Source organism: Fluviicola sp. (assembly GCF_030151805.1).
GTDB lineage: Bacteria > Bacteroidota > Bacteroidia > Flavobacteriales_D > Crocinitomicaceae > Fluviicola.
The window spans coordinates 1-11,830 of sequence record NZ_JASLCN010000241.1 but is presented as its reverse complement, the minus strand read 5'-3'; the positions used below and the strand labels follow the sequence as shown (position 1 = coordinate 11,830).

At 41.4% G+C, this 11,830-nt stretch carries 11 protein-coding genes; 2 read left to right on the top strand and 9 right to left on the bottom strand.

Annotated elements, in window-relative coordinates; all coding sequences use genetic code 11:
• From Q1V93_RS09295 to Q1V93_RS09280, 4 genes are all read right to left on the bottom strand, one after another.
• A partial coding sequence (locus tag Q1V93_RS09295; RefSeq protein WP_300664025.1) for a phage tail protein occupies positions 1-350 on the bottom strand: 350 nt, incomplete at its 3' end.
• Positions 351-382: 32 nt separating this feature from the next.
• The gene (locus Q1V93_RS09290) at positions 383-2,275 is read right to left on the bottom strand and encodes a phage tail sheath C-terminal domain-containing protein (RefSeq protein WP_300664023.1); all 1,893 of its coding nucleotides are present in this window, start codon (positions 2,273-2,275) and stop codon (positions 383-385) included.
• Between the two features lie 12 nt (positions 2,276-2,287).
• Positions 2,288-3,193 (bottom strand): hypothetical protein, encoded by a 906-nt coding sequence (locus Q1V93_RS09285; protein WP_300664021.1) that lies wholly within the window; start codon positions 3,191-3,193, stop codon positions 2,288-2,290.
• 11 nt (positions 3,194-3,204) lie between these two features.
• Positions 3,205-3,801 (bottom strand): DUF4255 domain-containing protein, encoded by a 597-nt coding sequence (locus Q1V93_RS09280; protein ID WP_300664019.1) that lies wholly within the window; start codon positions 3,799-3,801, stop codon positions 3,205-3,207.
• A 1,019-nt stretch (positions 3,802-4,820) separates the two neighbouring features.
• Between Q1V93_RS09280 and Q1V93_RS09275 the strand changes: the two genes are divergently transcribed.
• Positions 4,821-6,161, top strand: a complete 1,341-nt coding sequence (locus Q1V93_RS09275; RefSeq protein WP_300664017.1) for an ATP-binding protein — start codon at positions 4,821-4,823, stop codon at positions 6,159-6,161.
• Between the two features lie 135 nt (positions 6,162-6,296).
• Here Q1V93_RS09275 and Q1V93_RS09270 read toward each other — a convergent pair whose 3' ends face one another.
• The 3 genes from Q1V93_RS09270 to Q1V93_RS09260 are packed head-to-tail and all read right to left on the bottom strand — an operon-like array spanning position 6,297 to position 9,606.
• On the bottom strand, positions 6,297-8,369 hold the full coding sequence (locus Q1V93_RS09270) for a hypothetical protein (protein ID WP_300664016.1): 2,073 nt from the start codon (positions 8,367-8,369) through the stop codon (positions 6,297-6,299).
• A complete protein-coding gene (locus tag Q1V93_RS09265; RefSeq protein ID WP_300664014.1) occupies positions 8,356-9,180 on the bottom strand; it encodes a hypothetical protein in 825 nt (274 codons plus the stop codon). Before Q1V93_RS09265 ends, Q1V93_RS09270 begins: the two co-directional genes overlap by 14 nt.
• Positions 9,181-9,183: 3 nt before the next feature.
• Positions 9,184-9,606 carry a hypothetical protein gene (locus Q1V93_RS09260; RefSeq protein ID WP_300664012.1) on the bottom strand — a complete coding sequence of 141 codons (423 nt, stop codon included), beginning with the start codon at positions 9,604-9,606 and terminating at the stop codon, positions 9,184-9,186.
• A 90-nt stretch (positions 9,607-9,696) separates the two neighbouring features.
• Between Q1V93_RS09260 and Q1V93_RS09255 the strand changes: the two genes are divergently transcribed.
• On the top strand, positions 9,697-10,806 hold the full coding sequence (locus Q1V93_RS09255) for a PHB depolymerase family esterase (RefSeq protein WP_300664010.1): 1,110 nt from the start codon (positions 9,697-9,699) through the stop codon (positions 10,804-10,806).
• 392 nt (positions 10,807-11,198) lie between these two features.
• Here Q1V93_RS09255 and Q1V93_RS09250 read toward each other — a convergent pair whose 3' ends face one another.
• Positions 11,199-11,429, bottom strand: coding sequence for a hypothetical protein (locus tag Q1V93_RS09250; protein ID WP_300664008.1), 231 nt, complete (start codon positions 11,427-11,429; stop codon positions 11,199-11,201).
• Between the two features lie 75 nt (positions 11,430-11,504).
• Positions 11,505-11,830, bottom strand: a 326-nt coding sequence (locus Q1V93_RS09245; protein WP_300664006.1) for an OmpA family protein, incomplete at its 5' end; no start/stop codon positions are given.

The following is an 11,830-nucleotide window of genomic DNA, read 5'->3' as shown; positions in this document are numbered from 1 at the left end:
GTAGACTGTACTTTGGTCGGGAATGCATTACGCACTTTCCAAACTACAACCGGTTCGTGATCCTGGTTCAAAAGCGAAATAGTGATATCGCGGCGTTCGATGGTATTCATCTGAACTGAGTTCAGCCAATCGAAGTATTCGTTATCTCCCTGGAACATGCCTCTTTTAAGAGTGATGTTCGAGAATTTGCGCAGTCCCGGCATTTTAATTTTGCTGTACTCAGGACTTGCTCCCTGACGGTATTCGATGACTTCCAGCTCGGAATCAAGTCCGGAGATCTCTGTGAAACCTATTTTCGTTCCTCCCCATTCTACCTGAAAGTGAAACTTGGATAATGGATATGTTGCCATAATTTGTTGTTATTTTTCGTTAGTGATTACTGTTATGCCTGTTGCATCATGTGTGAGAAACGCAATACAATGAACTCGGCAGGTCTTACTACAGCCATTCCGATTTCGACGATCATGCGACCGTTTAAGATATCATCAGCTGACATCGTTGATCCAAGCCCGATCTTTACATAGAATGCTTGTTCCGGCTTAGCACCGGCAAGCGCTCCTGCTTTCCATTGAAGGATCAGGAAGTTCTCGATCATAGCGCGAACCTTTACCCATGTGTTGGCATCATTTGCCTGGAACACGAAACCTTCGGTTGCTTTTTTCACGGACTCTTCTACCATGTTGTAGAAACGGCGCACGGAAACGTATTTCCACTCTGCACTGTTACCATCCAAAGTGCGTGCTCCCCAAACAAGCGTACCCTTCCCGGTAAATGCTCGGATAGCATTGATGGATTTTCCTGCAACGGTGTCAACGTTCATACCATCCTGCAAATCATTTGAAATGTTGTAATTCGGTCCGATCACATAGTTCAGACTCACATTTGCCGGAGCTTTCCATACACCGTTGTTTGCATCTGTTTGGGCATAAACCCCTGCAACAGATGAACTTGGAGGTAATAATACCGGAAGTTGACCGATTACGCTTTTGATACTGTTATAAAGCGCATTGTTACTAATTTTCAATGCTGCCAGATTTGTAGCACTTGTAGAGGATGAAAATGGAGCCAGAGCTAAAATCAAATCAGCAATATCTCCATTTGTATTCTGAATAATGGTGATGTTGGCAACAAGATCAGCAGTGGTTAAGGAAGCAGTGATGTCATCTTTTGCATCCGAAACCTCGGCATTGTCAGTAGCAGCATTCAAAGTGTCCAAATTCTGGCTCAGATTGAAATTGAGCAGTTCCGGGTAATTTGTAGTCCACGTATCAAGCGCATTGGTTGCTGAAAGTAATGCAGGAAGATCCGGATCCCCGGGATTACTTGCAATTACTCCTCGTCCGATATTTACCATTTGAGTCAATGATCCGATAAGTGATGCTGATGAATTGGAAATTTCCAATACTTTGTTACGGATATTTGTTACATTGGACAGGGTTGGACTAATACCGGCCAAATCTGTAATGTAACCAGCCAAAAGACCTTTGATTGTCGTCACGGGACCTGTAGAAATAGCTTGAACATCGGCTCCGAAATCACCGGATGAAGTAACGTTAACAGCAACTGCTGCTTCATCGTATTGGTAATCAAGGATAGTTTTCAGGTAAGGATAATATGATGCACCATATTTGGTGTAGTCTGCATTACCGGAGATAAGATTGCGCAGATTGAGGAAATCAGTCGTAGTATTTACCGTAGTTAAATTACTCATGGCAACATCAATAATGGTAAAGCGATCTTGCAGCTTATTACATTGAGCCAGGGCATCATTGTATAATGAATATGCATCTGATGGTGCAAGGGATGTTACATCCGTGAAAAGAATCAAAGTCGGCTCATCTTCTTTCTCAAGTACTGTTAGCCCTTTTTTGATAGTTACAGCATCTGGTGGAGTTGCGTAGCCATCATCTACTGATACGATGTAGCATGGTCCACCTCCGTTTGCAAAGTACATTTGTACCGAATAGTACATCAGGAACTTGCTTCTGCTTGCTGGCGGAAGGTCAGCACTGATTCCGCTGTCTGATACAGATACGGTAATTCCGGCTTGATTCTGTGCTTTTCCAAACTGTGTTTCATAATCCAACATGGATGTAATCCTTACAGGAACGGGAGGAGCAGTCGGATCTGGTCTTAAAGGTGAACCATCCAATGCTAATGCTTTTTCCGTGTACCCGATAAAGGCCGGAATTGCGGTTGCTACCTGAGCAACTGACGGTGGAAGTAAGTTGACTTCTTCCACGTAAACGCCTGGTGTATTTAATGTTAACGCCATTGTTTATTGTGTTTAGATATAAATTACTGAATAAAAAATCCCCGCTTTAATTTCTGCTTTTTGGACATCCGGCGCGGGGAAGTAGTACGGAGTCAAATCGAATACATAGTGTTCGGATGGAAGCTCCGGATCTTTGTTTCGGAGTGTAAGGTGCTGTGGGTTAATTAGATTGTAACCGTTTCTGGTGAGCGGTTTTGGACTGGTTGTTTCTGCATAGTAATCAGAGTTTTGAAAGTAATATTTCCAGATAGTACTGCGGTTTGCAAACTCCATTACGAAGCTTGTCGGGCTAGCCGGAACTTTTCCGTCGTTATCAGTAATACTGTGCGTAGCTCCGTGCATACGGAGTACAACGACACCAAGTAATCCGATTCGATCTTCTCTGGATATGTTCAGCATATCAGCAACTTCCTGCGACTTAGCCAATGGCGTAAGCCGGTAGCTGTCGGAAATATAAGTTGGAGAATCTACCTGTTCCTGAGCCGTCGGCAGATAAGGGAAATTAGTCTCTCCGGGTGGCTGAATGTTTGAGAAAAAGAAGAATTCATTTTTAACCAGGGTCAGATCGGTATAAATCTCGAAAGCCGGATCGTTGATCTTGACTAAAAAATGTAATTCCACATTATCTGAGAGTGGAATGAATGGCTTAGCCGGTGTTCCGGGTGCTGTTTCCTCAACCAGGGCAATGACTTCCAATCCGCGTTTACCGGCATTTAGAAGCAGTTTTTGATTTTCCATGACCTTGCGGGTCTGTGCTGTTGGAGTTACCTGGAGAAAACCGTTGAAAGCATAGTTTTTGAACATCAGCTGCTGCTGTTGCGGATCCATGCCTCTGAAAGGATCAGGACCGCTGTTCAGATAATACTCGTGAAGTACCTGCAGCTCAAAAAGAGTCCGGTATGTTTGTGAATAGCTCATATGTGGTTAAATCAAACGGGGTTGACACTAATATTTCCAATGTTTTCCGTGATCTTCGGAGACTCATTTAAAGTTGCTTCCCGGTCAATCACGACTAAACTCATTTTGTAGAGAGCACTCGGAAGTTGCCGACCCCCAAGCGTTCCCCAGATGTAATTGAGGTTTTCAAAAGTGGGGGTATACAACTCCAGCGTGTATCGAAAATCACCCATAGCTCCCAGAATCGGATCGGAATGTTCGAAGTTGGTATTGGCCTGGGTGAAAACGCTTTTTCCCTGGAAAAATTCCAGAATCCGTGAGAGATATTTCAACGAGACATCATAACCGGTTTTATTCGAGCTGAACAGGATATACAAGTTCAGGTTGATCTTATTGTTGCGGTAGGCTATCTTATTGCTTTCTATCCGATTGTTTGGAAGATTCCGCATGGTAACTTCTTCGTTTAGATTGAGTAGAGTCAATACAACTTTATTTGCCATCGGTGGTGTTGATTCTGATTCGTTCTCGACAAATGCAATATTATCAAGTACAACATCTTCGTCAAGCCCCTGACTGGCCAGGTAGCTGTTTAATTCTCCAATCAAAATATACAATGCTTCGTAAATCATGATAGTGTGTTTTGTGGTTATTAATACGATTCTTAAAATTGTGGATTCGGGTGTTTTAAACAACCGCTAAAGTTGTTTGAACGAGAGAAAGCAGGACTTCCGATGAACTTTTAATCAGCAGGATACGTCTTTAAGAAAAGAGACAGGGAGATTGAGGTTTAAGATCTCAAAAACCGGGAGCCAATTCTGTCAGTGAACAGTTGTCTTTTCTGCGGTTAGTAACTTACCAAAAAGCATTGATCAATGCATTCAGAACATTTCCAGGGTGTTCATGAAACAATCAATCGTTGCCGGAAACACATATTTTGTCCATATTCTTTGCAGCTTCCAGGCCCGCAAAAAAATACTTTCAATACATATGCCCGAAAGTCCTTATTTTTCTCGTTCTTGTTATCAACTTGTTCTGCAGAAACAAGCATGGAAAATTGAAATGAAAACACACCTGATAGATGATTCATGCGGTGCGCGGGTGCAGGATTATCTATCGATAATGTGTTCCCTTCTTTTCCATAAATGCGATAACAGTTTCTGGCAAAGAAATCCACGTGAACAATCTAATGAAAGATCGAACATGCAAAATTCAAAACCGTCTACTTTCGATGAACCGGAAGAACCAATTCTACGAAAAGTAAATTTATTTTCTCTATAGCTCCTGGAAAAGCTAAGTCAGTATGTTGACTATAAAAACTGGAAAGATTTGACTTTGTTTAGTCGAGTGAAAGATAAATGGTATTTTGTTTATATCCAAATTTTTAGCGGTTTTTTTTCAAGTATTTTTTTAGGTTTTTTGTTTGTATTATTGTTCAGTTATTGAACGGTGGTTTTATCGGTTTATTGTTTTTTCTGAAACAAAGATAAGAGGAGAAGATCGTAAACTATTTATGCTCTTTAAAACAAAAAAACTTTTTTTTGGAAGGCTCAAAATCACTCTTTTATTCCGATTTTTTCCATTATCTTTAAAGTTGAGTTCTCTATAAGAATTCATTTTATCCATAACTTAAATCACAAACCGAATTCACATGTTAAACAAAACAGCAATCACTTCTGTTGCTACCTGGGAGCAGCTTTTTCTTTTCCTGAGCGAAATCGTTCATTACCGGATGAAAACCGTTCAATTGAATGAAGAAGCCGAATTTCCGGACATTACATCCTTTCTGAGCGAAGATACTTTAAAGTCGATTCCTGCTCAGGGCGTGCTCACCGAAATTGATTTGGTAGCGCTTACCCTGGCGCTTGCACCGCATATGCAGCCCGAATTGTTACCGGAACTGCTTTCCGTTTATTTGCCTCAGGGTAAAGAATTCCCTGAAATGGCGCTGGTAAGAGGCAAAAACCGGGAATTGTTTTTCCCAACTGGAGATACCTTATTGTATTTACTTGCAGGGAAAGACCTCGAAACCAGAATGAGCCTTCTACGCTATTTCCAGGTCGATTCGCATCTGTTTCAAACGGGAATTCTTTCCTTTGAAGACGGATCGAACTATGAACCGCGAATGAGCGGCAGATTGGTTATTGACGAAGAATATGTCGATATTATTACAACCGGAGCCGTACAGAAGCCCCGAATGGGAGCCGGATTTCCAGCGCAGCTCATTGAGACAAGTCTCGAATGGGAAAACCTGGTTTTGCAGAAGAAAACACTGGATCAGATCATGGAAATTCAGTCCTGGTTGAAACATCAGGATCAGTTGATGAATGGATGGGGACTTGCAGGAAAAATCAAGCCGGGCTACCGGGTGTTGTTTTACGGAGCACCGGGAACCGGGAAAACGCTTACGGCAACATTGCTTGGAAAATATACCGGTCGCGATGTTTACCGGATTGATTTGTCTTTGGTCGTTTCCAAATACATTGGTGAAACGGAAAAAAACCTTTCCCGCTTATTTGATAAGGCAGCAAATAAAGAATGGATTCTTTTCTTTGATGAAGCTGACGCGGTGTTTGGAAAGCGCACGAGCGTGCGTGATGCACACGATAAATATGCGAACCAGGAAGTGTCCTATTTATTACAACGCATTGAAAATCATCCCGGATTGGTGATTTTGGCTTCCAACCTGAAAAGCAATCTTGATTCGGCATTTACACGTCGTTTTCAGTCGATGATCGAATACGATATGCCGGGAGCAGCAGAACGATTATTGCTTTGGGACGATATTTTACCCAAGAACCTGGCTTTGCATAAAGAAATTTCGATCGACCAGATTGCGCGTACCTACAATCTCAGTGGAGCAAATATTGTCAACGTGGTTCAATTTGCCTGTCTGAAAACTGCCGAAGAAGGAAGTAATGAGATCAGCCGCAGGAATTTGATTGAAGGAATCCGGAAAGAATACGTAAAAGAAGGGAAGATGTTTGCTTAAAAAAGTGTCCCGGACTAGTTCAAAAAGTTCATGGAATTGAAAAGGTCTAAATCAAAGTGGAAATACTTTTATTTGAACAATTGAACAATTGAACAATTGAACAATTGAACAATTTTATCTTCTAAACAAACAGAACTAAAAATTCACTCTCAGCTGCACCGTAATATCCGACTTCCTGGATCCTTTAATTTCCTCCGGGCCGGAACTGATGACCGTTTTGTTCGCATACAGGTAAACACCGTAACGAATCCATAAGTTGCAATGTCTCAGGAATGTGAAGCGGACAAGTGCATATGCCCGCGATCCCTGGTAATAATAGGCCGGAATCGAAAAGACGTATTGAGCATTGTTTTCGAATGTGTAAATCCGTGAGTCGTAACTATCAGTGTCGAAAAGCGCATAACGCAAGGTTATGTCGAATGGTAATTTCGTTGGTTTAAACAGGAAATCCTGAGTGAAGATCCAGCCATCTTCCGGAGCATTGCTTTTCCGGTTAATGGTCACATATTCCAACCTGCTTTTGATCGTGAAACTTTCCAGTACTTTGTAAGAAAGGTTCAGACGGTAATTGTTCTGAACAACATTTTCAATCGGAGTAATGGATCCGTCAGAGTCCCTGGAGTTCTTTTGTCGAACCTGTTGCCTGAAACGCGCGTAGATTTCAAAGACTTTATTTGGTTTGTAGGTCGGTTGAACTAAAAATTCATGTCCTTTAGACGGAGCATCAACCTGGTATTTCAGCCAGGGAAAACGAAAGAAATCAATATAAGAACTAACAGACCAGGCCGGAGCCAGTTTGAGTTTGATTCCGGAGAACAATCCGCTTTCATTCTGAGTATTACTGCCTTCGGAAAATCCGTTGTTGTAAAAACTGTAATATCCTTTGGAATAATTGCGGTAGATCACGGAAATGGAAACACTCGGATCGAGAATTGCCATCAAACCGTAAAGTTGTGCAAAAGATTTGGAGTGCGTGCTGTAAGAAACCTCTCCGAAAAAGTTAAAGTTTCTGATCACGAAATTGTAATCGCCGCTGATAGCAGTAGTGTTTTTTCCTCTGAAAGCGTATAAATTGTAAGGAACAGTATCTCTCAATAAAGGCTGATTATATTGTTGGTTGACAAGAGCTATTCCGGCATTAAAACGGGTTGAATTGTAACTCAGATAATTTCCGATCACTTGTTCTTTCAACCGGTTTTTCTTCGCGATCTCACTGTTTGTACGGTGTAATCCGGAAAGATCAATGGTTGTAACAAATTCCAGGTCATCCGTTAGCGAATCGGCAATTCCGGTTCCGTCCACTTTTTTATGGCTGTAGAACGTCAGCAAATTCCACTTTTTGTACCCGATAATTGCCGCTCCTCCGCGAAAAAAACGGTTTTCATCTACCGAAGTGTAAGGACGTAGCAGATTTGCTGCCTTTTTCGATGAAAAAATATCGGCACTTTTCCCGAAAGCATAACCACTCCAGGTGTTGAGTCCCTGACCGATTTGAATCTGGTAATCTCCGGCTGCAATTGCCCGGACGTATTTTCCACCTTTGTAAAATGCGTGAAAGGAATAGAAATCGAAGCCGTTTTTTTGCGAACCTTTGAAAAATTCCTCACCGGGATCCTTCTCAGCAGTGAAACCTAAGCTGATATTGGTGCGGTAAGTGTAGCGCAAACGCGTATAGTATTTATCCGCATTTCCGTGATAATAACCGTTTGAATTGTTCAGAACAGAATCCGAAACCGGAGTGTAACCTTTTTTCCGCTGCGGAGTACGTTGATATCGGACAAACCATTCAATATTCCCGTTTTTGATAGCATCCTTGAATGTAATGTGAAGATTTTCCAAACGATCATCGACCCGGATGAAGGGAAGAACCAGGTAAATGGTATTTAAATCCCAGTATTTCAATGATTGGAGTTCATAAATACTGATAAATTTCCCGAATCGTTCAATGTGGAGAAGCACATCTGTGATTTGTACTTCCGTTAAAAGTCCCAGTGATCTCAATTCATCCGGGTTTGTACTGTTCAGATTGATCGGATGATCAAAGAAGTAATTGAGCTGATCGAAAATATTCGTTAGATCCAGTTCTTCCGATTCCGCTTGTTCGGCGATAAACTCGACGCGCTGCTGGATAATTTCATTGCGTTCCTGGCTGAAAGACCAACAACTGCAGAAGAAGAAAAAAATAAGTATGAGCCTATTTTTGTTCATGTTCTTTCAATTGATAATTCAATCCGATGTTTGGCGACCAACCAAGCGTTTGATGGTATTTTGAACCGAGATCAATGGAAAATCCGGAAACCTTGTACCCGAATCCCAAAGCAAATTCCATCGGTGCACTTTGCGCTCCGATACGAATGTATAGTGGTTTTACCGGCTGATATTCGACCGCTCCTTTGAACGAAATTTTGGTAATGATCTGCTTTTCAACTTCAACAAAAATGGAAACCTTTTTGGATGGTTTGTAATGGCATCCGGCACGCATAATGGTTGCAAAACGATCGCGAATCGGGCTGATCCGCTGTCTGCCGATATTCATCACAGAAATACCGATACTCCATTTTTCGGAAACTTTCGCCAATAACCCGGCTTCAATGGTTCCGCTGGTCGTTGATCCGTAATTACCCCCAAGTCGTAAAGTCTGAATGTTTCCCTGAACGCCCAACTGCAGGAAATCCGTAAATTTCATGCTGTAGCCCAATCCCGCACGCGTATTCCGGTACTGTTCATACCCGAAAAACTGAGCTCCGGCTGAAATAACTCCGACTTTCAACGGAATGGCAAGAGCCAAAGCCTGTGTTTGCAATTCTTTGGTTAAAAAGCGCGTTTCGTAATAAGCCCCGAAGGAAATGGTACGGATTGAAGCTGCTGCTCCGGGATTGTGGTGATATGCCCAAACATCGTCCAGGCAAACACTGGTATTGGCAAGCGCAACAGATCTTGCCCCAACCGGATTCCATCCCTGACTGAAAGAAAGCAGTCCGGAATAAGTAGTGAATAGTAGTAGTAAAAGTTGTTTCATGTCTTATTTTGAAAAAAGCCGCCTTTTGAGAGGTATCTTTTGTTGAAAATAATCTTCTTCGTTTAGAAAAAACCAGTTGTTGCCTCCATCTGAAGAAATAGCATACAATTCGTACGCTTTGTTTTTCTCTTCAAGTGATTCTTTGCGAACCGTGTACTTTCGTTCAATCCACTTTCCATCGCTTTTCGTTTCACGGTATAACAAATTACTGAAAACCACTTCTTTTTTCTCTAACTCATTGCTAAAGTGGTTAATAAAGACGGAATCTCCAAGCGATGAATAATATTTTACGACTAACGGATGCGTTAATCCGGCATATTCAAGAGTATTATTATCATTATGCGCCTTGATGTATTTGGATAGTTGTTTATTCAGTCTGTTTTCCTGTTCACCGGAAAGCGTACAAGAAACCGCTAAAACAGACACGATTAGAAAAGTTGAAAATTTTAACACCGCTTGTCAAATTTTTGTTGAGACTAAAGTTAATTAATTTATTTTTGGATAAATTAATCTACTATGAATAAAATCTTTACACTACTATCCTTATTGGTGTTCAGTGCCTCGATGGCATCTGCTCAGCTTACCAATGAAACAATTACGCTTAACGGCGTAACAAGGACCTACAAATTGTATATTCCTGCGGGATTCAATGCTCAGACCGAAAGTCCGGACATGATTATCATCCTGCACGGCCTGGGTGGAACCAATGCGGATATGGTTTCCGCAGGATTTAATAACATTGCGGATACTGCCAGAGTGATTGCTGTTTATCCGCAGGCTTTGAACAACAGTTTCGGAATGGCCGGATGGAACAATGGAACCTTGCTTGGAAGTACAGCAGATGATATTGACTTCATGCATGCGCTGATCAATCGAGGATTGACTGATTTCAATGTAAATCCTGCGCGTGTTTATGCAACCGGTTTTTCGATGGGATCAATCATGTCTCACCACATGGCTTGTGCGATGAACCAACGGATTGCAGCAATCGGAGGAATGTCCGGAACAATGCCGACTTCGGATATCAGTTCTTGTGTACCCAGCTACAAAACTCCGGTTATCCATTTGCACGGAACTGCTGACGGAACGGTTCCGTATAACGGAACAGCATTGCCATCTTTGAGTTTGGTTCCTCAAACAATTGATTTCTGGAGAGGGGTTCACGGTTGTGCTGCGAGTGCAGATTCAACACGTCTTCCGGATACAGGAACGGATACCATTTCCGTTGACCGTTTTGTTTATGATAACTGTAATCCGGTTGCTTCATTGGAATTGTGGAGATTTAACGGAGCAGGACACGTTTATCTGTACAAACCGGTAAGTGATATCGAAGAAATGATCGAAGTTTGGTTGTTTTTGAGAAAATGGAATCATTCCAATCCTTCTACATTGGATGTACAGGAAAGTGCTGAAAATCTGTTCCGGATCAGTCCGAATCCTTCCAACGGAATGGTGAAGGTGACAAGTAATTTTTCAGGACTTGTGAAACTGATTGACCTGAATGGTGCTTTGGTAGCCGAACAGCAAGTTTCATCCGGAGTTTCTGAATTGGACTTCACTTCCGTTAAAAAAGGAATTTACCTGATCCAGATCGGAACGAAGACATCGAAGATTGTATTGAATTAAAAGGAACAGAAAGAATCAAAAGGAAATCCATTCGTTGTAAAGCGGATGGATTTTTTTATGTCTGGCATGACAGTTTAGAGGATGATAACAAAAAACGTTGCGCCCTTTGCTTCCCGATAGCTATCAGGATTGCGTTTCAAAGATTATCAAGAGTAATTTGTGCATTCATCGAAGAGAAACAAAATCAGGAAACTTCTGCTCTGTTTTAGTTGTGAAAATACGCATAGACATCCCGCAGTGGCGGGACAAGTTGTATCTATTAGCCCAGTCACAGCAGGGGATTTGTGCATTTTTTTGTTTTAAATAAATTCTACTCTTTGCGTTCAAACAGAATTGGTATACAATCTTTTTATTGGAAGGCAACATTCATCTATCCCTATTCGAAACAAAACCTATTGAAAATACTGCTCAATTTCCTCAGCGCTCATTTCCTTGAAGTTAAACTCACAGGCAATCATATCCTGGATCCGCAGTTTTTCAGGATATTGAATCGCTTTGATGGATTGATAATTGGGTTTTCCATTCAGGATGGAAACTTCAATGAAAAGATCCGGACTTTCTATTTTATAGTACCTGCCGAAACCTTCCAGCTTTCTGAATACGGGATAATGAATAATTTCCATATTGACTTGAAAAAAGAAAACCACCCGTTTATTGACGGATGGTTTTCAAATATGTTTATTAACTACGAATGATTGTTAGTTCACTCTGAAAACGACTCTTCTTCCTTTAGCAAGTTTCAAATCATCATCGTCAGTTTCTTTGATTTCAGGACTTGGAACATCACTTCCTTTACTTTCCGATTTTAATCTGGAAGCATTAATTCCTTTTGAAATCAGGTATTCTTTTACGACCTGGTTACGTTTCGTATCCATATCGGAATAGAAATCTTTCTTTTCTGCCAATTTATCCTCCTCAGCGTTTTTGTGCCCGCTTACGGTATTTGTCATATTTGGATTTTCCGTAAGTACTTTCGCAACGATATCCAAAGCTGCTTTTGCCTGAGGCGTTAAGAATGTTTTTC

Coding starts and splice junctions, on each gene's coding strand:
- Q1V93_RS09290 (WP_300664023.1), bottom strand. CDS start 2,275: ATGGCGTTAACATTAAATACACCAGGCGTTTACGTGGAAGAAGTCAAC.
- Q1V93_RS09255 (WP_300664010.1), top strand. CDS start 9,697: ATGAATAAAATCTTTACACTACTATCCTTATTGGTGTTCAGTGCCTCG.
- Q1V93_RS09250 (WP_300664008.1), bottom strand. CDS start 11,429: ATGGAAATTATTCATTATCCCGTATTCAGAAAGCTGGAAGGTTTCGGC.
- Q1V93_RS09265 (WP_300664014.1), bottom strand. CDS start 9,180: ATGAAACAACTTTTACTACTACTATTCACTACTTATTCCGGACTGCTT.
- Q1V93_RS09280 (WP_300664019.1), bottom strand. CDS start 3,801: ATGATTTACGAAGCATTGTATATTTTGATTGGAGAATTAAACAGCTAC.
- Q1V93_RS09270 (WP_300664016.1), bottom strand. CDS start 8,369: ATGAACAAAAATAGGCTCATACTTATTTTTTTCTTCTTCTGCAGTTGT.
- Q1V93_RS09275 (WP_300664017.1), top strand. CDS start 4,821: ATGTTAAACAAAACAGCAATCACTTCTGTTGCTACCTGGGAGCAGCTT.
- Q1V93_RS09285 (WP_300664021.1), bottom strand. CDS start 3,193: ATGAGCTATTCACAAACATACCGGACTCTTTTTGAGCTGCAGGTACTT.